Consider the following 24,064-nt stretch of genomic DNA (forward strand, 5'->3'; position numbering starts at 1 on the left):
CACTTAGAAGTTAGCTCTGTTATCTTTAATTTCTGCTTTGTCTTTTAAAGCAATGAATGCTTTAGAGATAGCATAAGATTGATTTTGCATTTTATCTTGTGAGATATAAGTAGCATAACTTGGTACTTCAGGAGCTTTGGCAACAGCTTTTACTCTTACAACATACATACCTGAATTTCCTTCAATAATTTCTGAAGTTTTTCCTGCTGCTAATCCAAATGCTTTTCCAACTACTTTAGGTTCGTTACCAATGTTTGGAACAATTGGTGCTTTTAATGACACTCCAGTAGCCATCTGAACTGATGCTCCAGATGCTTTAGCAATAGCTTCTAATGAATTCCCACTCATTTTTTTCTTAATGATTTCAGCCTTTTTCTGATTTTTTATTACAGGTTCTACTTGCTGTCTTGCAATATCGATTGGCAATAAACCTGTTTCGTTTTTGTCTTTTAATTTTGCAATAACGAAACCTTGAGGGATATCAAAACGTCTAACATCTCCAATTTCAGTGTCCTTATTGAAAGACCATCTGATAATTTCTCTTTGAGATCCAATTCCTTGAACGTACTCGTCGTATCCTTTTAAGTTAGTAGCAGGTATTACTTCAAATCCAGCTTTTTTAGCTACAGCAGCAAAATCTGTATTTTCATTTGCATCAGCTTCTAATTGACTTGCTTTTGCGTAAGTGGCATCAATTGTAGCATCTGAAGGTTCAATTTTTTGAGCAACAGTACCTAACAATACTGCATTATATTTATCCGTAACTTTAATAACGTGGAAACCAAAATCAGTTTCTACAACCCCAATAGAACCGATAGCATTGTTAAACACGAAATCATTAAACTGAGGTACCATTTGTCCTGGAGTAATGTTGTCATATTCACCACCATTGTTTTTAGATCCTGGATCGTCAGAATTGGTCATTGCTAACATAGCAAAGTTACCTGGATTAGCTTTAGCCTGTGCTAATAAAGTATTTGCTAAAGCTTGTGCTTCTTCTTTAGTTCTAGTAGCAGTTGATTGAGGTGCTCCTTTGTAAGACAATAAGATGTGACTAGCTTTTGCACTTGCATTTGCTTTTCTTCCAACCATTTTAGAAATACACTGATGTCCTCCATAAACGTATGGTCCATAAACACTACCTACTGGTAAGTTAAATAAAGCTTCTTGATGCTCAACTGGTAATTGGTTTTTGGTTACATAAGTAGAATCAAATTTAATGTCTGAGTTTGCATTTACAAATTGTGCAATGTTAGAAACAGAATCAAATTTTGATCTAACTTCATTAATAGAAGAAAGCATTGCTTGCTCATCTTCTTTAGAAGGTTTGTTTTCAACTAAAATGAAATCAACACTTGTAGTATTATCAGATTTGTATTTTTTTGAATTTTTCTTCATGAAATCGATAATCTCAGCATCAGTAACTTTTACTTGATCATCATTTACAGTTGAGAAAGCAACAGTTACGTAGTCAAAATCTACTTTGTCATTTTCTAATTTATACTGGAATTTACCTTCTGCTTTAGTTGTATAAACGCCAGATTTGATCATCGTGTTATACATTTGCTCAACAGCGTATCTTTCTACATTTTTCTCAAATTCTTTCCACTGCATCCATTCTGTTTGATCTGGTGCATTTTTGATTCCTTTTAAATATTCTTTAAATTTGTTTTCATCAAATAACCCAGCGGCATTCAAAAATCTTGGATTTTGAGATAAATTTGGATTTTGCTTGATGATATTGATTAATTGTTCGCTACCAATTTTTAATCCTAATTTTTCAAACTCTTCGGTAAGGATAATTTTTCTTAGTTCTTGTTCCCATGCACTATTTAGAGCTTGAGTAGAAGTTGTTCCTTGACCTTGTTGTTCAATCATTGCAACATTTTTCATAAATTCTTGAGCGTCAATGTCGGTTCCGTTAACAGAACCTACGTTGTTTGCATCTGAATTGAATGTTCCGCTTTGAATTACATCTGCTAATACAAACGAAAACAATGCTAAAGCAATGATAATAATTAGGAAGAATGAACGTTGTCTAATTTTAGATAAAACTGCCATTTTTATTTGTGTTTAATTTTTTTCAGAGGGCGAAAATACAATTATCTATTTAATAATAAAATAGTAAACTCATATTTTACTTTATTTTTTTAAAGATTTTTACCTTTTTTCTTCTTTTACAGAAAAACGAACCAATTCTATTTTTTTATTACTAGCTAAATGGATAATAATTTCAAAATGATCAATATTTATTTTCTCTTCATTACTTGGTATTTCTTTAGTAAAATTTACGATGAAACCACCTAAGGTTGAATATGAATCTGATTCGGGAATATGAAGATTGTATTTTTCATTTAAAAATTCAACATCATGTCTGGCTGAAAAAAGATATATGTTTTCATCTAATTTTTCATCTATTAATTCTTCTGCCAAATCGTGTTCGTCTTCAATTTCACCAAACAACTGTTCAATGATGTCTTCTATCGTTATAATTCCTGAAGTTCCTCCATATTCATCCAGTACCACTGCAATGCTTTTTCTCTTTTTTGTGAGCTGGTCTAAGGCGTCTTTGATGTATATGGTTTCGGGAACGTATTCTACGGGAATCATTACGCTTTTGATTGTCTTAGGTTTTTTAAATAATTCGAAAGAATGAACATAACCTAAAATATCATCAATCGAATTTTGATAAATTAACAGTTTTGAATATCCTGTTTTAATAAAGGTTTCTTTCAAAATTGCAACAGAATCTAATATGTCTACACCACTTATTTCTGTTCTTGGCGTCATAATTTCCCGCGCTTTTAAATTGGAGAATTCAAGCGCATTTTGAAAAATTTGAATTTCAGAATCTACCTCATTGTCGTTAGAAATGTTGTTCATTTGTTCGGTTATGTAGTTTCCTAATTCAACTTTGCTGAAATATTCCGAAACTTGGTCTCCTGGAGTTTTGAAAAATTTTCTCAATATAATATCAGAAATCCAAATGATGAATTTTGTAGGCCAAAAAAGAAGTTGATAGAATAAATAACTGGGTAAAGCAAAAACCTTTATGAATGAATTTGCATAAATCTGAAAGAAAACTTTTGGAAGGAATTCGGCAGTTAACAGAATTATAATAGTCGAAATAAAGGTTTGAAGTAACAATCCCAAAAAAGAAGAAAGTTCGAAATAATTTGCTATCCATTGGTAAATTAGTTCTCCAGAATATATTCCGTAAATAACCAATACAATATTATTACCAACAAGCATGGAAGTAATAAATTGTGATGGTTTTTCAATAAGTTTATTTAAAATTGTAGCATTAAAGTTTTTTTGTTTCTTTTCGATAGATAAATATACTTTGTTAGAAGACACATAAGCAATTTCCATTCCTGAAAAGAATGCGGAGAGCAATAAACAAATTATAATAATGGTTATTTCCATTTAATTATCTTCTGTTTTGAAATTTCTTTTGAAAATGGCGTCTAAAAAAGAACATTCCGATGGCTACAAATGCAATTGCAATGCTTAGTAATATGTCGTTTAAATGCTTACCTTCATTATATTTCTCGAGTGCATCGTAGAAAAAGAATCCAGCAAAAACTAAATAAAAGTATTGTACAAATCTTAAGTAGGTCATAGTTGTATTTTTATCAAATATAATGAAAATGCGTAAAGTAAAATAATTATTTCTCAGTAGTGTTTACTTCTCCACTACTTTGTTGCATATTGAAGATTTTAAAATCTTTACTAAAATCTACACCTGGGCCTTCGAGGTAACCACCAGCTTCATCTGTGTATTTAAAGTGTTTTTCAGTAAAAAACCATTCATTTTTTTGGTCAAAGTAGAGTTGGGATGTTTCTAGTTTTTTGCCGTTATGAGAACTTATAGTTACATTTCCCTGTAAGTCAATTATATTGGTTTTTTTATAAGAAATAGCATAATTTGCGACAACTGTAGTGGTATTTCCATTATTGTCAAAAAGAGTAACATTAATGCCTTTAGGAAATTCGGTAAAAGCATTTTCAATATTACCATAGTCTAGCATTTTAGGACTTTTTAATATCGATTTAATTCGACCAGAATCGGTATATTTTAAATTTAAAGTATCAGCTTCGCCAGAAGGAATAAAACTAGTTTCATTGAGTTGTTGCACTTTTTTGATGTCACTCTCACATGAAAAAAACACAGTCACAATGAATATTGTGACTATGTTTACAATGTTATTTTTTTTGAATAATTTCATTCAGTTCCTTTTGGAGATAATTTTCATCAAAAAAGTTAGAAAGCATAATTAAGCTATTTTGCTTTGTTTTCTGAGATTAATCAATTTTTCTCTTCTCAAACCATCTTGCTCCTAGATTCAATCCAATACTTAAATTAAAATAATTCTCTTCAATTAAATTGGCTGAAGTAGTTCCTCTTTTGCCAAGTTCAAATCCTAAATCAACTTTTGAAAATCCAAGTGGTAATCCAAAACCAATATTTATTCCATAATCTTTAATGCTTTGATTATTAATCACTAAGCCTATGTTTTCATATTTAAAACCAGCTCGGTAAATAATTCTTTCAAAGTAGCTAGAAAAAGAGTCATACTTTGGTACATAATATCCACCAAGTGCAATTCTAGTGGAGTTTTCATAACTCACATTAGCTTGATCTTCAAAACGATTAACTAATTTTTTATTTTCGGTTAATGTAATTTCTGTACCAATTAACCAACTCTTATTTTTTCCAATTCCAGCTCCAAAACTTACTTTGCTAGGAATAATTAAATCTTTGTCGATTACATCAATTTCTTCATTGTCATAAATTAGTTCAGCTCCATTTCCAGCATAAGCAACAGTAGAAATGTTTCTAGAATTGTTGGTGCTCAGTCTGCTTTCTGGGCTGTAAGTTATACTAGAATGTAAAGTAAGTTTTGAATTGATATTTGTTTGATACAACATTCCAAAATTAGATGCAAAACCATTTACTTTGGAAAAGTCACGTTTTCTAGAGATGTATTGCGTAGGATCGGGCGAAAGTAATGTTTCGGTGTAATCATTTGTGATGTCTCCAAAGTGATACATGATTTCAGCCCCTAAACTTATTTTTTTGGTTATTTGATAAGATCCACCTAAAAAAACTTTGTTGATAAATCCATTTCCTTGCGATCTCTGGAATTTATTTCCTGTTTCGTCTGTAAATGTGCTCTCGTTTTTGTAGCCTACAGCGGTGTAGGGTTTAAGTCCAAAAGCGGCTCCAAATTTCCCAAAAGGTAATCCTACAGCTAGATAATCAAAACTAGTTCTTTGGGCTTTTTCTTTTTCACTTTGTGTTTTAAAGTTAGTTGATGAATTCGTCCCTCCAACCGCAAATGTGGTTAATTTTAACTTTGAAAAAGAAGCAGGATTCATTAATGCTAATTGAATGCTATCTCCAACTATTGATAATCCTCCCATAGATTTAGCATCTTGAGTGCCATTAAATTTTACTTCACCTAAACCATAATAAGAATAAGGAGACGCGGTGTTATCTTGAGCCCATGTAGGCATAGCTACAAAAAAACAAACAATTACAATAAGTTTTTTAATCATCTTGATGTGTGTATAGTGATAATAAATTCAAACTTTCTAGTAAGAAATTTGAATTGGCAAATATGGTGTTTTTTAATCTTTTAGCCAAAAAATCTGTATCTCCACCTGTTAAAATTATTGTTAAATCTTGATTTTTAAGAGAATATTGCGAAATAAAACCTTCGATTTCAAAAATAACACCATTGATAACACCACTATGAATAGCGTCTTTTGTGCTGTTTCCTATTATTTTAAATGCTTCATTGATGGATAACAAAGGAAGTTTTGAGGTGTAATCGTTCAAACTTTTGTATCGAATGCTAATGCCAGGAGAAATAGCACCTCCCAAATATTCGTTGTTTGAATTTACAAAATCATAGGTAATACAGGTTCCGGCATCAATGACTAATCTGTTTTGGTTTGGAAATTTCAATGTGGCTCCTGCAGCTAAAACCATTCGGTCAATTCCTAAAGTTTCTGGAGTAGCATATAAATTTGTAAAAGGAAATTTTGATTGGTGTGTAATTATTTCTGTAGGAAACTGACTTTTGATGTAATTTAAAACGTTTTCATCTAGTTTTCCTACCGAAGAAAGGATGATTTTTTGAAGATTGGAATATTTTTTGAAAATATTTTGAAAATTTTTTAAAGCTTCTTTTGAATTAAAAATAACAAGCTCCATTTGCTTATTGTATTCAAATACAGCAACTTTAATTCTTGAATTTCCTACATCGATGGTTAAAAGCATGGTTTTGTTTTAGGAACTGCAAATATACAAATTGATTTTTTTTAATATTTGTTTTGGAAAATATAAAAATGGTTCTATATTTGCACCCGCAATCAACAAGCAGAAATGCTCAAAGTTGTAAAGGTACCTTAGCTCAGTTGGTAGAGCAATGGACTGAAAATCCATGTGTCCCTGGTTCGATTCCTGGAGGTACCACAAAAACCACTCATTTGAGTGGTTTTTTTGTTTTTTATAGGTTTTAGAAAGGATTATAAAATCATTTCTTCATATTCGAGTACCACAGAATAACCTTTATTTTTAAAGTAATCTTTTGGATTTTCTTTAGAAATCACCATTACAAAATCGCCACCCCAAGCACCTAAACTTTTAATCACTCCTTCAAAATCAGGAAAAAACTTTTCTTGAATGGTTTCCATTTCTAAAACATCACTCATAATAATTTCGTGTTTTTCCATTTGTTTAGCAAAATCTTTTAATTCTTTACAATCAATCGTTTCGTATGTAATAGTGTTGATTTTTGAAATTACGGCATTCACATGATGGTGTTTCGACATGTAATTCGCAATCGCCAATTTGCTACTTTGTTTCTGATTCAAATACACAAAATAAATATGGTCTTTGAATTCAGGATTAAAATGAATGGGTTTAAAATGCGGTTTTTCGTTTTCTAAATGATATACAAGAGGTGAATTCGACTTAGCACAAGCAATATCATAACCGCTTCCGCCAAAACTTTTTTGCAACAATTCAAACGCATCAATATCTAACCAATCCGCAATACTATTTATTAGAGTAGAAGATGTTCCTAAACCCCATAGTCTTGGAAATGTTAAATGCGTTTCAATTTCATAACCTTCTTTCTCTAAAAACGAAGGATTTTGAATAAAAGCTTGATGTAAAATTTCAATCAAGGTGTTTTTTACAGCAGAATTGCTATCGTTGATGGTTCTTTGCTTTATTTCTTCAAACGAAATCATGCCTTCAAACCAAATGCTTTTATCGGCATCAAAACTCGTCCATTTAATTTGGTGATTTGTGCCTGATTTCACCACTAAACTTTGTCCAAATTTTGTAGGTAAAGCCAATGCTTTTGCACCATCTAAAACAATGTATTCGCCTGTGATGAGTAATTTTCCATTACTGTAAAAAGTTTGGCTCTCCATTAACTTCTAATTTTTTCCAAATAATCTACCACTAAACTATGCGAAACTGTCGTGTCTTTGAAATAATCCAACACCTTTTGTTTTTCTTCTTTGGTAGCATGATGTTGGTTCAAAATATTCATCAAGTGCATTTTCATGTGACCTTGTTGAATTCCTGTGGTCGTTAACGAACGAAGTGCTGCAAAATTTTGAGCTAATCCAGCGGCAGCAACAATTTGCATTAATTCTTCTGCAGAAGGTTTTCCTAGTAATTCCATTGAGAATTTTACTAGCGGATGTAATGAAGTTAATCCGCCAACTGTTCCTAATGCTAACGGAATTTCCATCCAAAAAGTAAAAATATCATTCTCAATTTTCACATGCGATAAACTCGAATAGTGTCCCGATTTACTTGCATAAGCGTGAATTCCCGCTTCCACGGCTCTGAAGTCGTTTCCAGTAGCTAAAACTACGGCGTCAATTCCGTTCATGATGCCTTTATTATGGGTTACGGCTCTATAAGGTTCTACTTCGGCAATGCGAACTGCGGTTGCAAATTTCTGAGCAAATTCAACGGAGTCTATGTTTTTATCATCTGAAAGTTGGGTTATCGGACAAGAAACTTCCACTCTTACTAAGCAATTTGGTACATAATTACTTAAAATACTCATTACAATTTGAATATTTTTTTCATTCGAAGTAAAATCGGTATAGTCTTGCGCTTGATTTTCTAAAGTTTTGGCAAATTGCTCTAAACATGTATTGATAAAATTCGCACCCATGCTGTCTTTGGTATTAAAAGTAGCATGTAATTGATAATAATTTGGAATTTCATGGGTTTTATCTCTAAGTTCAATATCTAAAATTCCGCCACCACGCTTTTGCATGTTTTTGGTAACTTCTTGCGTATCCTCAAAGAAAGTTGGTTTTATTGTATTGAAAAAAGTAGTTAGTTTTTCTGAATTTCCATGGAAAAGAAAATGAACCTGACCAATTTTTTCGGTACTGATAATAGTCGTTTTAAAACCGCCACGCTCGCCCCAAAATTTTGCAGCTTTTGAAGCGGCTGCTACAACCGAACTTTCTTCAATTGCCATTGGAATAGTATAGCTTTTCCCATTAATAATGAAGTTAGGCGCTACTCCATAGGGCAAATAAAAGTTGGTTAAGGTATTTTCGATAAATTCGTCATGTAATTTTTGCAAATTTTCATCGGAATTCCAGTATTTTTTTAGATTGATTTTTGCTTCTTCTGCATCAGAAAAGTAAGTTGAAGTTATCCAATTTATTTTTTCTTCTTTAGAAAGTTTAGAGAAACCTTTTACGTTTTGTGTCATAGCAAATCTTAAAATTTAACACAAAGATACTAAAACCTAGTGGATAGTTTTTTGTGAAATATGACTTAAAAATTGGATTAATTCTAAAAAATCACTAAAATTGGAGGTTTTTTAAGAACATAATATTATGAAAAAGATCAGTTTAGCGATTTTATTATTTGTAGTAAGCTCATTATCAGTTGTAGGCCAACAAAAAATAACATTAGAAGAAATTTGGGGTGGTGCCTTTAGAACCAAAGGTATGGATGCTTTAAATGCCATGAAGAACACTAATCAATACACCGTTCTAAATTTTGATAGAAGTACAAGAAGTTACCAAATCGACTTGTATGATTTTGCCACTTTAGAAAAAGTGAGTACTCTTTTCGATACCAAAAATCATCCAGAAGTTAAATCAATTGACAGTTATTCATTCGATAAAAACGAGAAAAAGATTTTAATTGCTACGAATTCAAATCCAATTTTCCGTCACTCTTTTACAGCACAATATTTTATTTATGATATTTCATCAAAAACGGTAAATAGTTTTACTTCTAATGTTATTCAAGAGCCAACATTTAGTCCTGATGGAACCAAAGTTGCTTACGCATTTGAAAACAACTTATATGTTCATGATTTATCATCAGGTGTAAAAGTTCAAATTACACAAGACGGACAAAAAAATAAAATCATTAATGGTATTACGGATTGGGTGTATGAAGAAGAATTTGCATTTGTAAAAGCCTATGATTGGAATGCAGCAGGAAATAAAATCGCTTACATCAAATTTGATGAAACGGAAGTTCCAGAATTTTCAATGGACATGTACAACGAAGGTTTATATCCAACACAAACCGTTTTCAAATATCCAAAGGCAGGTGAGAAAAATGCGATTGTTTCGTTACATATTTTCGATTTAAAATCAGGGACTACAAAGAAAATCAATTTAGGAAATTACAAAGATTTTTACATTCCAAGAATCAAATGGACGAATGATGCGGCTACTTTGAGTGTTCAGGTAATGAACCGTCATCAAAATAATTTAGATTTACATTTTGTAGATGCCAATGCAGGAACTACAAAAATTGTTTTAAACGAAAAAGATCCAGCTTATGTTGATGTTACCGATAACTTAACGTTCTTAAAAGATAATAGTTTTATTTGGACATCAGAAAAAGACGGATTCAATCATATTTATCATTACGACAAAAATGGTAAATTGAAAAAACAAATTACTAAAGGAAATTGGGAAGTAACGAATTACTACGGTTTTGACGAAAAATCAGGAATGATTTATTATCAATCGGTTGAAAATGGTTCTATCAACAGAGATGTTTACGCTATTAAAGTGGATGGAAAATCAAAAGTAAGATTATCATCAAAAACCGGAACAAATTCGGCTACTTTTAGCCCGAATTTCCAATACTTCATCAATACGTATTCAAGCGCTACTTCGGCACCAACTTACACTTTAAACGATTCTAAATCAGGCGCGGTTATTAAAACAATTGTTTCTAACGAAGCAGTAGAGCAAAAATTAGCAAAATATGATGTAACTCCAAAAGAGTTTTTTGTATTAACAACTGAAAAAGGGCATCAATTAAACGCTTGGATGATTAAACCAAAAAATTTCGATCCAAATAAAAAATACCCAGTTTTCATGTATCAGTATTCTGGACCAGGTTCGCAACAAGTAGATAACGCTTGGAACAGTACCGATGATTATTGGTTTATGATGTTAGCACAACAAGGTTATATTGTAGCTTGTGTAGATGGGCGAGGAACAGGCTATAAAGGAGCTGCTTTTAAGAAATGTACTTATAAAGAACTAGGAAAATATGAAGTAGAAGACCAAATCGATGCGGCTAAAGTAATTGGAAAATACAACTATGTTGACGCTTCAAGAATTGGAATTTTTGGATGGAGTTATGGCGGTTTTATGTCGTCTAACTGTTTGTTCCAGGGCGCTGATGTATTCAAAATGGCAATTGCCGTAGCACCGGTGACTTCTTGGAGATATTACGATAGTATTTACACCGAGCGTTACATGCAAACGCCTCAAGAAAATGCAAGTGGTTACGATAACAATTCTCCAATCAATCACGTAAGTAAATTAAAAGGTAACTTCTTATTAATTCACGGAACAGCTGATGATAATGTACACGTGCAAAACACTATGAAAATGGTGGAAGCTTTAGTGCAAGCGAACAAACAATTCGATTGGGCTATTTATCCAGATAAAAATCACGGAATTTACGGCGGAAAAACACGCTTACAATTGTACACTAAAATGACGAATTTCATCAAAGAAAAATTATAAACTAACCATTAAACTAAAACAAATTATATGGAAAACAATGCTGTAAAAACAGGACATCCTAAAGGGCTGTACTTTTTATTCTTCACAGAAATGTGGGAGCGATTCAGTTATTATGGAATGAGAGCCATCTTTATTCTATTTATGACAAAAGTATTATTAATGAAAGATGCTGATGCTTCTGAAATTTATGGAAGTTATACAGGATTAGTGTACTTAACACCACTTTTAGGAGGTTATTTATGCGACAAGTTTTTAGGAAACCGAAGAAGTATTGTGATTGGAGGTCTTTTAATGGCAATTGGTCAGTTCTTCATGTTCTTTAGTGCTTCTGTAGGAGCAGATGGAGGTGTTACTTTAATGTGGATGGGATTAACCGCAATTATCATTGGAAATGGTTTCTTTAAACCAAATATTTCAACCATGGTAGGGCAATTATATCCTGCAAACGATAGAAGAATTGATAGTGCGTTCACTATTTTCTATATGGGAATTAACTTAGGAGCTTTCTTTTCACCATTAGTTTGTGGTTCTATGGATTTCAAATGGGGATTTTTAGCAGCCGGAGTGGGAATGTTAATTGGATTAGTGGCTTTTGTTGTAGGTCAAAAGAAATATTTAGTTACTGAAGATGGAAAAGCGATTGGATTACCAGTAAAAAAATTAGATGCTAAAAGTATTGCTATGATAGCTGGTTCTATCGCAATTATTTTCTTCATGTTGAACTTTAAACAAATGTTTAAAAGTGATGTAGATATTATTAGTTATTTTATTTATGGAGCTATGGTAGCGATGCCAATTTTAATCTTTAGTGATAAAAGTTTAACAAAAATTGAAACCCAAAGAATTACGGTAATTTTCCTTTTAGCTTTCTTCGTAATTTTCTTCTGGGGAGCTTTTGAACAAGCAGGAGCTTCATTAACTTTATTTGCGGATAGACAAACAGAAAGAACTATTTTTGGTTGGGAAATGCCAGCCTCTTATTTTCAATCGGTAAATCCATTAGCAGTAATTTCTTTAGCGCCAATTATGACTATCGTTTGGGGATTCTTATACGCTAGAAAATTAGAACCATCTTCTCCTAAAAAAATGGCGATTGGACTTGGTTTAGTTGCTTTAGGATATGTAGTAATTGCAATTGCAGTTAAAGGTTTAGGATTAGGTGAAAAAGTGTCAATGTGGTGGTTAATTGGATTATATGTAATTCATACAATTGGAGAATTATGTTTATCACCAATCGGATTGTCAATGGTTTCTAAATTAGCACCATTACGTTTATCATCTTTAATGATGGGAACTTGGTTCTTAGCAAATGCTGCGGCTAACAAATTTGCAGGAACATTAAGTGCTTTAATTCCTGGTGGTGAAGATGGATCTGGAGGTGCAACTTCATTCTTAGGATTCCAAATCACGAATTTATATGAGTTCTTCATTTTGTTCATTATTATGTCGGGAGCTGCTGCTGCAATTTTATTTGTATTGAGTTCTTGGTTAGAAAAAAGAATGCACAACGACCACGTAGAAGGCCAGCCAGAATAGATTCGGATTTTAAAATATTTTTTATATCTTTCAAACCTACAAGGATTCCTTGTAGGTTTGTTTTTTTAAAATCAATAAATTATGTGGAAAAGTCATCCTAAAGCATTGCCTTACTTGTTTTTATCTGAAATGTGGGAACGTTTCGGTTACTATTTAATGATTGGTATTTTTACCCTTTATTTGAAAGATGTTGAAGCTGGATTCGCTATGACCGAGAAAGAAGCATCCGATTTATACGGAACTTTTATTGCCTTGGTATTCTTAACACCTTTTATTGGAGGCTTAGTTGCCGATAGATATTGGGGTTATAAAAAATCCATCATCATAGGAGGTATTATGATGGGAGCGGGTTATTTCATGATGGGAATTCATGATATTACCATGCTGTACATCGCCATGACGTTAGTTATCGTGGGTAATGGTTTCTTCAAACCTAATATTTCAACACTTTTAGGTAATTTCTACACCGAAGAACAATACAAAGACAAAAAAGACGAAGGTTACAATATTTTCTACATGGGAATTAACGTGGGGGCTTTTATTTGTAACTTCTTTGGAGCTGCTTTACAAATTTTATTAGGTTGGCAGTATGCTTTCATGGCGGCTGGAGTTGGAATGTTTATTGGTGTTATCGTTTTCATTTTAGGAACAAAACATTATGGCGATAAAACCGAGAAAAAAGGAGTACAAGCTGGCGACATGCCTTTCTGGAAAATTGTAATGTTTATTTTAGTTCCATCTGCTGTTTTTGGAGTGATTGGTTGGTTAATCAAAGGAGTAACAACTGAGGCAAATCCAAACGGTTATATTTTTGGTTCGGATAGTACGGATGCTTTTATCTTTGCTTGTATTCCAGTGATTTTCTTCTACGGAAGTTTATACTTTAAAGCTAAAACAGAAGATAAAAGACCTATTGGTGCTTTGTTAACCATTTTCGCAGTAGTAATTTTATTCTGGGGTGTTTTCAAATTGAATGGTTCGGCATTAAATACATGGGCAGATCGTTATACCGATAGAGAAATCACAGGAACCACTCAAACGGTTTTTAATGGATTAAAATTAGCCAAAGAAGTAGAGTACAAAAAAGACACAGTTGAACTATACGATTCGAGTTTCCGTATTCAAAAAGTAGATGGCGAAGTTCAAAAAACAGTAGATTATCCAGTTTATTTTAGAAACGTTGCGAAAGATAAATTGCCAGAAGAAGGAGCTTCTGTTTCACTTTGGGCTACCAATTTAAGTCAGTCAATTAATCCAGGTTGGGTAATTATCTTAACTCCGTTAGTTGTAGCTTTCTTTACATTCTTAAGAAGCAGAAAGAAAGAACCATCAACACCAACAAAAATTGCATTCGGATTATTAATCTCGGCTTTATCTGTTTTAGTAATGATTGCTGCCGTAAATATGGGAGCAAACGGAACCGAAAAAGTAAGCGTTTGGTGGTTAGTTGCCAATTACGGTGTAATCACAATCGGAGAATTATTCTTGAGTCCGATGGGATTGTCAGTCGTTTCTAAATTGAGTCCAACTAACATTACCTCTTTAATGATGGGAGGTTGGTTTTTATCAACATCTATTGGAAATAAATTAAGTGGTGTATTAGCGAGTCTTTGGGATACGTATGATAACAAACAAGATTTCTTCTGGATTAACTTCGGATTATTAATGTTTGCTACTTTATTAATGTTCATTTTATTGAAACAATTAAACAAAGTAATGCAAGAAAAAGGAATTCATTAAGATGAGTTTGACTAACGAACTATTTTTTAATACCATTCGAGAAGTAATTTTAATTTCTCGTCAAAAAGTATATCGTTCTGTTAATTTCGTTTTGTTAGAAACGTATTGGAATATTGGCAAGCTTATAGTTGAAGAAGAGCAACAGGGTGAAGTTCGAGCTATTTATGGTTCCAATCTATTAAAAAATCTTTCTAAAGAATTGACTTTGGAATTTGGGAAGGGTTTTGATTATACAAACCTTACGAATATGAGAAAATTCTATTTGTCTTTTTCAAATATTGACGCATTGCGTCAAGAATTGAGTTGGACACATTATCGAATACTATCCAAAGTTGATTCAGTAGATAAAAGAAATTTTTATTTAAAAGAAGCAGCTGAAAACGCTTGGAATTCTAGAGAATTAGAACGACAAATAAAATCGTTAAGTTTTGAAAGAACTTTAAATCCGATTTCAAAAGAGCAAAATATTTCAATACATTCCGTTTTAAAAGATCCTTATATTTTTGAGTTTTTAGGACTTTCTAATGATGCTAAGAATACCGAGTTTCAAATTGAAACGGCTATCATAGATCATATCCAAAAGTTTTTATTGGAATTTGGAAAAGGATTTGCTTTTGTAGCAAGGCAACAACATATTATCACGGATACTTCCGATTTTTATATTGATTTGGTTTTCTATAATTACATTTTGAAATGTTTTGTAATTATCGATTTAAAGACAGATAAGCTTTCACATCAAGATATCGGACAAATTGATATGTATGTGAGAATGTATGATGATTTAAAAAGAAATGAAGGTGATAATCCAACAATTGGAATTTTGCTTTGTACAGAAAAAGACGAAACTATTGTAAAATACTCCGTATTAAGCGATAATAACAAGCTTTTTGCTAGTCAATATATGCTTTATATGCCTAAAGAAGAAGATTTAAAGCAAATCATAGATCAAGATAGAATTAGATACGAGTTAAACAAAGAAAAATAATGCAAACAATAGAAGAAATTCAAAATTTCGAGGGTAAATATCCAAAACAACTTTGGTATTTGTTCTTTAGCGAAATGTGGGAGCGTTTCTGTTTTTACGGAATGCGCGGAATGTTAACTTTTTTCATGGTACATCAATTGTTCATGAAAGAAGATGTGGCTAATTTGCAATATGGAGCCACGCAAGCTTTCGTTTATGCTTTTACATTTGTCGGAGGTTTATTTGCGGATAAAATTTTAGGTTACAGAAAGTCCTTGTTTTGGGGAGGCATTATGATGATTGTCGGAAGTGCAATTTTAGCTATCGATCCTAAACAATTTTTCTTTCTTGGGATTGCCTTTACCGTAATTGGAACAGGTTTCTTCAAACCAAATATTTCAACTATGGTAGGAACTTTATATAAAGCAAATGATGCGAGAAGAGATGCTGGTTTTTCATTGTTTTACTCTGGAATTAACATAGGTGCACTTTTAGGTGGTTATGCCTGTATTTATATTGGAAAAAATTATTCATGGAACTTAGCTTTTGGTTTAGCAGGAATTGTAATGACAATTAGTTTGGTTACGTTCTTGTTTACTCAAAAAAGTATGGCAACTATCGGACTTTCGCCTTTGTTACATTTGCAAGATTCGAAACGAAAATTATACGAATATGCGACCTATATAGGAACATTAGTAGCCATTCCATTAATCATGACAATGGTTTCTAATCCAGAATATACCGATTATTTCATGTATACGATTGGTCCTGTTACTTTGTTGTATTTGGCCTACGAAATGCGAAATTTTTCTCTTCAAGAAAATAAGAAGTTGATTGCCGCAATGGTTTTTATTGTGTTTTCTATTTTGTTTTGGGCGTTTTTTGAGCAAAGTGGAGGTTCCTTAAGTTTATTTGCCGCAAATAATTTAGAAAGTGATTTTTTAGGCATTAATTTAGATCCTAACGGAGTAAATAACGCTGCTAACTCGTTATTTGTAATCATATTTGCGCCACTTTTAGGATTGGTTTGGGTTTGGTTGAATACCAGAAAAGCCGAACCAAATACCGTTGTAAAATTTGGATTAGGATTTTTATTCCTAGCCTTAGCTTTTTACACGTTCTATTTCACGAGATTTTTCGCAAATATTGAGGGTATGACTTCATTGGAAATATTTACTTTAGCCTATTTCATTATCACTTTTGGAGAACTTTGTTTATCCCCAATTGGATTGTCGATTATGACCAAACTTTCACCCGTAAAATTACAAGCGGTTATGATGGGAATGTGGTTTTTAGCTAGCGCTTATGGTCAATATGTTGCTGGAATCTTGGGTGCAGGAATGTCAATTGCCAATGAAAATGCTTCCAAAACCGAAAAGCTAATCGCCTATACCGATGGTTATCAACAACTAGCTATTTATGCTTTAATTGCTGGTATAGTTTTGATTGCAATTTCTCCAATCATTAGAAAATTAATGCAAGAAGTTAAATAATTATTTTTTGGCATTCAATTTGATTAAATTTGTTTAAAATTTTATAACATGAAAAAGATTTTATTTATAGCGTTTTTAACTTTGACTACTATGTCAATGCAAGCGCAAGAAGGATTAACTTGGCATACCGATATGTCAAAAGCAACAGATATATCAATTAAAGAAAATAAACCAATGTTTTTGTTTTTTACGGGTTCTGATTGGTGCGGATGGTGTATTCGTTTGCAAAAAGAAGTTTTCAAAACACCAGAATTTATTTCTTGGGCAAAAGATAATGTGGTTTTAGTGGAATTAGATTTTCCAAGAAAAAACAACCAAACAGATGCTGTTAAAATGCAAAATGCACAGTTACAACAACAATTACAAGTTAGAGGATATCCAACAGTTTGGTTTGTAAATGCAACTAAAACGGCTGACGCAAAAGTAAATTTAAATGCTTTAGGAAGTACCGGTTATGTTGCAGGAGGTCCAAAAGTTTGGATTGATGGTGCTAATCAAATTATTAAAAAGAAATAAGTTTATTTTAATTTATAAAATCCCTTTTCAGCAATAGCATGGAAAGGGATTTTTTCTTTTCTACATGTAGCATTCCAAGTTTTTATATTGTTTTTATAATTACTTTTATCCGCAATAATTTCTCTTGGTTTTATTTCATGAATTAATCGGGTTAAATTGATTTTTGGATTTTGAGTTAAAATTATAATTTCAGGTCGAATGGAGGTTTTATAGATCCCCAAACTATCAATAATTAAAATTCTTTTATTTTTAAAGGATATTGCATTTTGCATTGGGAAAATTCGCAAGGAATCAGCGAAAGTTCCTCGTGTATAATGATTCAAAGTAGTATTGTGATTTCTTGGAATATCCGTAAATGCAATTACACTATTCTCATTTTTGATACCGATTAAAGTTGATTTTTCATTAAAAACAACCAATTCACTTCCTTGATTTTCGTTCCATTTTACACTGATGTAGCTCAATTGGAAAAGTAAAACTGTTGCTAGAATATATTTTACATTTTTAATTTTTGTGTAATACATCCAATAGATAAAAGTAACAATCACCAAATACATCGAAAAAGTCAACCAACCCGAAAACGAAATATTTGTGATAATGCCACTTTTAAATTGGGCAATCCAATGAATGTAATCGTTCATAAATTGAATACTGAATTCTAAAATTTTTCCTAAGATAACCGCTACGGAAGGAAGAATATAATTAAGTGGTAAAATCACAATTCCAGCAATTAAAACCAAACTCGAAAGTGGAATAATAACTAAATTTGCTAATAAAAATAACAAAGGCAATTGGTTAAAGTAATATAAACTTAAAGGTAAAACACCAATTTGCGCCGCCAAAGAAACTACAACAGTATCAATAAAGTAAATCACAATTTTATTTTCGGAAAAATAGAATTTCTTGTAAAAAGGTTGGAACAAAACAATCGATAAAACGGCTACATAACTCAATTGAAATCCAATGTCAAAAACCGCATTTGGTTTTACCAATAAAATTAAAAAAGCGGAAATAGCTAACGCATTATAAATCGCTTTCGGCTGATTGAAATAGTTACCAATACTAATAAAACTAAACAATGTCACGGCTCTAGTTACCGATGCAGGCAAACCTGTAAGCAAAGCAAATAACCATAAAATCGCTAAGACGATTAGTAATTGAATTTCCGCTCCAAAACGAACTCTTTTTAATGGTTTCAACAAGAATACGATAAAGAAGTAAATGATGGAAATATGCAATCCTGAAATCGCTAAAATATGAATCACACCCGCATTGGAATAATCGGCAATGGTTTCTTTGTCTAATTCCAATCTTTGCCCTAAAATTAAGGCATCAATTATGGCTTTGGTTTTGGGTTGAAAATGATGTATTTCGAAACTTTGGCTGAGGTTGTTCCTTAAATTTTCGATGTAATAATCGAGGGTTTTATACCGTTGAATGATTTTAATTTGATTTTCTTGCGTGTAAATTTGATGAAAGACATTCTGCTTTTCCAAATAGTTCGAATAGTCAAATTGGAACGGATTGAAAGCTTTTGGAATGGGATAAATCGTATTGTTTAACCAAATTTCATCTCCACAATGTAAGGTCTCAATATTTGATTTTGGAACATAAAGCAATAGTTTTCCGGAAGCTACCGAATCATTAAATTGTGAAAGTGAAATGAAATATTTATTATATTTCTCATTCGGTTTCAAAGTTGTGGTCACGATGGCTCGAATGGAATTGGATTCTTCGAATGACTTTTTAGTATAATGATGTTTCGAATTTAAATCGGAATGAATATAAAAACTTATCATCCCCAAGGTAAACGCTAGTAGGTAAGTGGCAATTCCGAAAAGAGAATTTTGAAGCAAAGCTTTTTTACTTTTCCAAAAGAGGAAGCTAAAAATTCCCAAAAAAGAAAATAGTAAAATTACAAGTGTTAAAAAACTCCATTGCAAGTAATATTCTGCAATAATTCCTATCGCAAAACTAATGGTAATGGTGAGTAATGGAAACTTAAATACTTTCAAATACTTTTGTTTTTGAAGTAGTATTTAGTTTTAAGGAGTTGGGACTTCTTGTTTCAAAAATATAAAAAATCCGTTAAGTTTATATTTAATCGATAAGAATTCTCTTTATTTTTTGAAAGAATTCACAATCAACTCAGCAGTCTTTTTACTTGCGCCTTCGCCACCTAATTTTTGTTTTAAATCGGCATAATTTTGCAATAAAACGCCTCGACTATCTGAATTTAGAATTTTATTCAATTCTAATTTTAAGTTTTTCGTGTTTAATTCTTCCTGAATTAATTCTTTAACCACTTCTTTATCCATGATTAAATTCACTAACGAAATGTATTTTAAAGTGATGATGCGTTTGGCAATTTGGTAAGAAACCCAACTTCCCTTATAACAAACTACTTCGGGAATATGGAACAAAGCCGTTTCTAAAGTTGCGGTTCCAGAAGTGACCAAGGCGGCATGCGAGTGACTTAATAAATCATACGTTTTGTTCGAAATAAATTTTACGTTTTCATTGGTTAAAAACGGTTTGTAAAACTCATATTCCTGACTAGGTGCACCCGCAATCACAAACTGATAATCGGGGAAATCATTCACAACAGAAAGCATAATCGAAAGCATTTTAGTAATTTCTTGCTTGCGACTTCCCGGTAAAAGTGCAATTATTGGTTTGTCTGATAAATGATTTTCTTTTCTAAAAATTTCATCTGAAACTTCTGTTCTAGTTGCAATAGCATCAATTAGCGGATGTCCGACAAAATGAACAGGGAAGTTGTGTTTTTTCTCGTAAAAATCTTTTTCAAATGGAAGAATTACATACATGAAATCTACATCGCGTTTGATAGCTTTGATGCGATTTTCTTTCCAAGCCCAAATTTGAGGTGAAATATAATAATGAGTCGGAATGTTTCGTTCTTTTGCCCAAGTCGCGATGCGCATATTAAATCCAGGGTAGTCAATGAAAATTATGGCATCTGGTTGAAACGCTTCAATGTCTTTTTTGCAAATTTTGATGTTATTCAAAATCGTTTTTAAATTCATAACGACTTCAATAAAACCCATAAAAGCCAATTCGCGATAGTGTTTTACTAAAGTTCCGCCCACATTTTGCATCAAATCGCCACCCCAAAAACGAATTTCGGCAGTTGGATCTTTTTCATACAATGCTTTCATTAAGTTTGAACCGTGTAAATCGCCCGAAGCTTCTCCTGCTATGATATAATATTTCATTTTTAGTCCTCTAAATTTATAATTCCCAAGAATTCAATTGTTGCATCACATGATGTGCCGTTAAATCAAATTGCACGGGTACAATTGAAATGTAACCATTTTCTAAAGCCCATTCATCGGTATCAGTTCCTTTGTCCAAATTGACAAATTGTCCAGTTAACCAATAATATTCTTTTCCTTGTGGATTGGTCCTTTTGTCAAATTCTTCTTGCCATATGGCTTTTGCTTGGCGACAAATTTTGACACCTTTAATTTCTTCTTTGCTTAATTTTGGAAAATTAACGTTTAAAATTACGCCTTCGGGCAAACCGTTTTTCAAAACTTCAGAAGCAATTTGTTTTATATGACTTTTGATGGGTTCAAAATCGGCATCCCAACTGTAATCTAATAGCGAAAATCCGATAGCGGGAATACCCTCGATTCCTGCCTCAACAGCAGCACTCATAGTTCCAGAATAAATCACATTGATAGAAGAATTGGAACCATGATTAATTCCAGAAACACATAAGTCGGGTTTTCTTTTTAGAATTTCGTTTACGGCAATTTTTACACAATCTACGGGAGTTCCGCTGCAACTGTATTCCTGTTCTAAGTCTTTGTCTAAATGTACTTTTTCTAGTTTTAAGGTATTGTTTATGGTAATCGCGTGTCCCATTGCACTTTGAGGACTATCGGGAGCTACAACTACAACTTCGCCTAATTCTTTCATCACTTCAATCAAAGCGCGAATACCTGGAGCAACAATGCTGTCATCGTTAGTTACTAATATCAGTGGTTTTGTCATTTTTGTACATTTTTTGCTAAATTAAATAATTTAAATCGAAACCTTTTTTTTGTTGGATAAATTTTGTGTGTTTAACAAAAAATTATAGTAATTTGCGCACTTGTGGCATGATTTTTTGTGTAATTTAGTTGAAAATTTTTCAATGAAACGAATTGTGGATTTTATGAAAAGAAATTATAAGGTTATATTGCTGATTACTGCTCTATCAGCAATTTTATGGAGTTTTATTCCTACTGAAAAAAAAGAAGACTCTGAAAAAGATAAACTTTTATTAGAGTTGTTGACATTTGTCTTGGAGCGTGGACATTACAGTCCTATAGAAATGAATGATGCATTTTCTAAAAAAGTGTATGCTAAATACCTGGATAATATAGATCCAACAAAACGTTTTTTTATACAAAGCGATATCGAGGAGTTTCAGAAATATGAAACTTCGATTGATGATATGATTAAAAATAAAGATCTTACCTTTTTTAATTTAACTAACGAACGTTTGTTAAAGAGAATGAAAGAGGCTCGAGAAATTTATCAAGACGTTTTAGCCAAACCATTTGATTTTAATAAGGACGAAACGATTAATGTTGATTATGAAAAAATGCCGTTCTCTAAAAATAAGTCAGATTTGAAGGATAGATGGAGAAAACAACTGAAATTGCAAGCTTTGTCTTCAATAACAGATAAGGAAAAATTAGAACAAGATAAAAAAGAAAAAGATCCTAAAGCAGAGATAAAATCTTTTGAAGAAATTGAAAAGGACGTAAGAAAAAATTCATTGAAATCTTTGGATGAATATTTTGATTTTATTGAAGACGAGTTAGATAGAAGTGATTGGTTTGCTATTTATTTAAATTCAATTGTAGAACGTTATGATCCGCACACGTTCTATTTTTCTCCTGATGATAAAGAAAAATTTGATGTAAGTATGAGTGGAACATTTCAAGGAATTGGTGCTCGTTTACAAAAGAAAGAATCGGGTGTAGAGATTTCAGAGTTGATTTCAGGAGGTCCCGCTTGGAGAGGGAAACAGTTGGAAGCTGGGGATGTGATTTTGAAAGTGGGCCAAGGTAAAGAAGATCCTATTGATGTTGCAGGAATGCGTTTGGACGATGTTGTTAAAAAAATTAAAGGACCAAAAGGAACAGAAGTTCGCTTAACAGTAAAAAAAGTTGACGGCACCATTAAAGTAATTTCTATTATCAGAGATGAGGTAGAAACAGAAGAAACCTTTGCCAAATCAAGTGTGGTTGAAAAAGACGGAAAACGTTTTGGGATCATTCATCTTCCAAAATTTTATATCAGTTTTGAAAATAAACAAAAAAGAGATGCCTTTAAAGATGTAGCCGCTGAGGTTGAAAAATTAAAAGCTCAAAATATTGATGGTTTAGTGATGGATCTTCGAGATAATGGAGGGGGTTCTTTAGAAACTGTTGTTAAAATGGTTGGGTTGTTTATTCCTGAAGGACCCGTTGTTCAAGTAAAAGCTCCCGGAAGAAATCCAGAAATTTTGCCAGATGCAGATAAGAAAGTGTATTATGATGGTCCACTGGTAGTAATGATTAATAATTTTTCTGCCTCTGCATCTGAAATATTTGCTGCTGCCATTCAGGATTATAAGAGAGGAATTGTGGTAGGAAGTAAGCATTCCTATGGAAAAGGGACGGTTCAAAATGTTATCGATTTAAATCAATTTGTAAGAGGAAGTTCTTATGGCGACTTGGGAGCATTGAAAACTACAATTCAGAAATTCTACAGAATTAATGGTGGTTCTACTCAAAGAGAAGGCGTTCGAAGTGATATCGTTTTTCCTGATCGTTTCTCTTATTTAGATATGGGAGAACGCGACGAAGAAAGTGCTTTGCCTTGGGATAAAATCGCACCAGCGAATTACGAACCTCTTAATGTTAATTATGAAGGTATTATTGCTAATAGTAATAAGCGTATTGCTTCCAATGCTACTTTTAATTTAATTGATGAAAATGCTAAGTGGATTTTTGAAAGAAAAGATGAAAATGTATTTAGTTTAAAACTTAATGATTTCAAGAAGGAAATAGAATCCTCCGATGTAAAAGCCAAGAAATTTAAAGCGATTTCTGAATATAACAATCATTTAAAATTCCACTCACTACCTGATGAAGTTACTCTTTTTGAAAAAGACACTGTATTGAAACAAAAACGTGAACGTTGGCACGAAGATTTACAAAAAGATATTTACATTGAAGAGACTTTAAATGTTATCTTAGATATGAAGTCTTTGCTAAAGGGTAAAGCTTTTTCTCAGAAATTTAGTATGAATTAAGAAATATAAACTAAAAAAAAGCTCGATTTTATCGAGCTTTTTTTTAGTTGACACTATCCTAAAAAGTGTGTAAGTTAAAAATAATGGGGTTTGACTTTTTACTTAAAGTTGAACCCTTTTTTCAAATATAGTTAAGAACTGATTGAGGATTAATCCCCAATTTTGGATTGGCATTGACCATTTTTTGGTTGCTTCTCTCAGAGCCAAATATACGGATTTTAAAACAGCATCATCCGTTGGGAACGATAATTTATTTTTGGTGTACTTTCTAATCTTACCGTTAAGATTCTCGATTAAATTAGTGGTATAAATTATTTTTCTAATTTCTATTGGGAAGTCAAAAAACACGGTGAGTTCTTCCCAATTTTCTTCCCAAGATTTTACTGCATAAGGATATTTATGATTCCATTTATTGGCAAAATCTTCTAATGC

Annotated in this window: 19 protein-coding genes and 1 tRNA gene; 8 read left to right on the top strand and 12 right to left on the bottom strand. The window is 32.2% G+C overall.

Going from position 1 to position 24,064, the window contains the following annotated elements:
• Window positions 1–3 precede the first annotated feature (3 nt).
• From NAT47_RS09660 to NAT47_RS09685, 6 genes are all read right to left on the bottom strand, one after another.
• Window positions 4–2,061 (bottom strand): peptidylprolyl isomerase, encoded by a 2,058-nt coding sequence (locus tag NAT47_RS09660; protein WP_250582258.1) that lies wholly within the window; start codon window positions 2,059–2,061, stop codon window positions 4–6.
• 99 nt (window positions 2,062–2,160) lie between these two features.
• Window positions 2,161–3,426, bottom strand: a complete 1,266-nt coding sequence (locus NAT47_RS09665; RefSeq protein WP_250582260.1) for a hemolysin family protein — start codon at window positions 3,424–3,426, stop codon at window positions 2,161–2,163.
• Between the two features lie 4 nt (window positions 3,427–3,430).
• Entirely contained in the window at window positions 3,431–3,622 is a 192-nt protein-coding gene (locus NAT47_RS09670; RefSeq protein WP_250582262.1) for a hypothetical protein, read from the bottom strand.
• Between the two features lie 46 nt (window positions 3,623–3,668).
• Complete coding sequence (lptC, locus tag NAT47_RS09675) at window positions 3,669–4,229, bottom strand: LPS export ABC transporter periplasmic protein LptC (protein ID WP_250582264.1); 561 nt, start codon at window positions 4,227–4,229, stop codon at window positions 3,669–3,671.
• 76 nt (window positions 4,230–4,305) lie between these two features.
• Window positions 4,306–5,562 (bottom strand): hypothetical protein, encoded by a 1,257-nt coding sequence (locus NAT47_RS09680; RefSeq protein ID WP_250582266.1) that lies wholly within the window; start codon window positions 5,560–5,562, stop codon window positions 4,306–4,308.
• Entirely contained in the window at window positions 5,555–6,289 is a 735-nt protein-coding gene (locus tag NAT47_RS09685) for a type III pantothenate kinase (protein WP_250582268.1), read from the bottom strand. The genes NAT47_RS09680 and NAT47_RS09685 overlap by 8 nt, the downstream gene beginning before the upstream one ends.
• 122 nt (window positions 6,290–6,411) lie before the next feature.
• On the opposite strand from NAT47_RS09685, the gene NAT47_RS09690 reads away from it, so the two are divergent.
• A tRNA-Phe gene (locus NAT47_RS09690) sits at window positions 6,412–6,484 on the top strand.
• A gap of 53 nt (window positions 6,485–6,537) precedes the next feature.
• On the opposite strand, the gene NAT47_RS09695 is transcribed toward NAT47_RS09690, so the two are convergent.
• Window positions 6,538–7,452, bottom strand: coding sequence for a GYDIA family GHMP kinase (locus tag NAT47_RS09695; protein ID WP_250582270.1), 915 nt, complete (start codon window positions 7,450–7,452; stop codon window positions 6,538–6,540).
• Window positions 7,452–8,768 (bottom strand): hydroxymethylglutaryl-CoA reductase, degradative, encoded by a 1,317-nt coding sequence (locus NAT47_RS09700; protein WP_250582272.1) that lies wholly within the window; start codon window positions 8,766–8,768, stop codon window positions 7,452–7,454. The genes NAT47_RS09695 and NAT47_RS09700 overlap by 1 nt, the downstream gene beginning before the upstream one ends.
• A 127-nt stretch (window positions 8,769–8,895) precedes the next feature.
• Here NAT47_RS09700 and NAT47_RS09705 point away from each other — a divergent pair, with 127 nt between their 5' ends.
• From NAT47_RS09705 to NAT47_RS09730, 6 genes are all read left to right on the top strand, one after another.
• Complete coding sequence (locus NAT47_RS09705) at window positions 8,896–11,067, top strand: S9 family peptidase (protein WP_250582274.1); 2,172 nt, start codon at window positions 8,896–8,898, stop codon at window positions 11,065–11,067.
• A gap of 27 nt (window positions 11,068–11,094) precedes the next feature.
• A complete protein-coding gene (locus NAT47_RS09710; protein ID WP_250582276.1) occupies window positions 11,095–12,603 on the top strand; it encodes a peptide MFS transporter in 1,509 nt (502 codons plus the stop codon).
• 81 nt (window positions 12,604–12,684) lie between these two features.
• Entirely contained in the window at window positions 12,685–14,343 is a 1,659-nt protein-coding gene (locus NAT47_RS09715) for a peptide MFS transporter (RefSeq protein WP_250582278.1), read from the top strand.
• A 1-nt stretch (window position 14,344) separates the two neighbouring features.
• On the top strand, window positions 14,345–15,328 hold the full coding sequence (locus tag NAT47_RS09720) for a PDDEXK nuclease domain-containing protein (protein ID WP_250582280.1): 984 nt from the start codon (window positions 14,345–14,347) through the stop codon (window positions 15,326–15,328).
• Entirely contained in the window at window positions 15,328–16,800 is a 1,473-nt protein-coding gene (locus tag NAT47_RS09725; RefSeq protein WP_250582282.1) for a peptide MFS transporter, read from the top strand. Before NAT47_RS09720 ends, NAT47_RS09725 begins: the two co-directional genes overlap by 1 nt.
• A 48-nt stretch (window positions 16,801–16,848) precedes the next feature.
• Window positions 16,849–17,316, top strand: coding sequence for a thioredoxin family protein (locus NAT47_RS09730; RefSeq protein WP_250582284.1), 468 nt, complete (start codon window positions 16,849–16,851; stop codon window positions 17,314–17,316).
• A gap of 2 nt (window positions 17,317–17,318) precedes the next feature.
• Here NAT47_RS09730 and NAT47_RS09735 read toward each other — a convergent pair whose 3' ends face one another.
• The 3 genes from NAT47_RS09735 to surE all read right to left on the bottom strand — a co-directional run bounded on the left by NAT47_RS09735 (window position 17,319) and on the right by surE (window position 21,336).
• Window positions 17,319–19,331, bottom strand: coding sequence for a ComEC/Rec2 family competence protein (locus NAT47_RS09735; protein ID WP_250582286.1), 2,013 nt, complete (start codon window positions 19,329–19,331; stop codon window positions 17,319–17,321).
• 105 nt (window positions 19,332–19,436) lie between these two features.
• A complete protein-coding gene (gene lpxB / locus NAT47_RS09740; RefSeq protein ID WP_250582288.1) occupies window positions 19,437–20,552 on the bottom strand; it encodes a lipid-A-disaccharide synthase in 1,116 nt (371 codons plus the stop codon).
• Between the two features lie 16 nt (window positions 20,553–20,568).
• Window positions 20,569–21,336 carry a 5'/3'-nucleotidase SurE gene (gene surE / locus NAT47_RS09745; protein ID WP_250582290.1) on the bottom strand — a complete coding sequence of 256 codons (768 nt, stop codon included), beginning with the start codon at window positions 21,334–21,336 and terminating at the stop codon, window positions 20,569–20,571.
• Between the two features lie 142 nt (window positions 21,337–21,478).
• Here surE and NAT47_RS09750 point away from each other — a divergent pair, with 142 nt between their 5' ends.
• Entirely contained in the window at window positions 21,479–23,632 is a 2,154-nt protein-coding gene (locus tag NAT47_RS09750) for a carboxy terminal-processing peptidase (protein ID WP_250582292.1), read from the top strand.
• Between the two features lie 102 nt (window positions 23,633–23,734).
• On the opposite strand, the gene NAT47_RS09755 is transcribed toward NAT47_RS09750, so the two are convergent.
• Window positions 23,735–24,064: transposase (locus NAT47_RS09755; protein WP_250582294.1), on the bottom strand; the 330-nt coding region annotated here is incomplete at its 5' end.

It is taken from the genome of Flavobacterium fragile (genome assembly GCF_023634865.1).
GTDB classification, from domain to species: domain Bacteria; phylum Bacteroidota; class Bacteroidia; order Flavobacteriales; family Flavobacteriaceae; genus Flavobacterium; species Flavobacterium fragile.

Excerpts from the sequence above, each read along its gene's own strand:
- NAT47_RS09700 (WP_250582272.1), bottom strand. The coding sequence starts at position 8,768 with ATGACACAAAACGTAAAAGGTTTCTCTAAACTTTCTAAAGAAGAAAAA.
- NAT47_RS09685 (WP_250582268.1), bottom strand. The coding sequence starts at position 6,289 with ATGCTTTTAACCATCGATGTAGGAAATTCAAGAATTAAAGTTGCTGTA.
- NAT47_RS09695 (WP_250582270.1), bottom strand. The coding sequence starts at position 7,452 with ATGGAGAGCCAAACTTTTTACAGTAATGGAAAATTACTCATCACAGGC.
- lpxB (WP_250582288.1), bottom strand. The coding sequence starts at position 20,552 with ATGAAATATTATATCATAGCAGGAGAAGCTTCGGGCGATTTACACGGT.
- NAT47_RS09670 (WP_250582262.1), bottom strand. The coding sequence starts at position 3,622 with ATGACCTACTTAAGATTTGTACAATACTTTTATTTAGTTTTTGCTGGA.
- NAT47_RS09730 (WP_250582284.1), top strand. The coding sequence starts at position 16,849 with ATGAAAAAGATTTTATTTATAGCGTTTTTAACTTTGACTACTATGTCA.
- NAT47_RS09665 (WP_250582260.1), bottom strand. The coding sequence starts at position 3,426 with ATGGAAATAACCATTATTATAATTTGTTTATTGCTCTCCGCATTCTTT.
- NAT47_RS09750 (WP_250582292.1), top strand. The coding sequence starts at position 21,479 with ATGAAACGAATTGTGGATTTTATGAAAAGAAATTATAAGGTTATATTG.
- NAT47_RS09680 (WP_250582266.1), bottom strand. The coding sequence starts at position 5,562 with ATGATTAAAAAACTTATTGTAATTGTTTGTTTTTTTGTAGCTATGCCT.
- NAT47_RS09660 (WP_250582258.1), bottom strand. The coding sequence starts at position 2,061 with ATGGCAGTTTTATCTAAAATTAGACAACGTTCATTCTTCCTAATTATT.
- surE (WP_250582290.1), bottom strand. The coding sequence starts at position 21,336 with ATGACAAAACCACTGATATTAGTAACTAACGATGACAGCATTGTTGCT.
- NAT47_RS09710 (WP_250582276.1), top strand. The coding sequence starts at position 11,095 with ATGGAAAACAATGCTGTAAAAACAGGACATCCTAAAGGGCTGTACTTT.
- NAT47_RS09715 (WP_250582278.1), top strand. The coding sequence starts at position 12,685 with ATGTGGAAAAGTCATCCTAAAGCATTGCCTTACTTGTTTTTATCTGAA.
- NAT47_RS09705 (WP_250582274.1), top strand. The coding sequence starts at position 8,896 with ATGAAAAAGATCAGTTTAGCGATTTTATTATTTGTAGTAAGCTCATTA.
- NAT47_RS09720 (WP_250582280.1), top strand. The coding sequence starts at position 14,345 with ATGAGTTTGACTAACGAACTATTTTTTAATACCATTCGAGAAGTAATT.
- NAT47_RS09725 (WP_250582282.1), top strand. The coding sequence starts at position 15,328 with ATGCAAACAATAGAAGAAATTCAAAATTTCGAGGGTAAATATCCAAAA.
- lptC (WP_250582264.1), bottom strand. The coding sequence starts at position 4,229 with ATGAAATTATTCAAAAAAAATAACATTGTAAACATAGTCACAATATTC.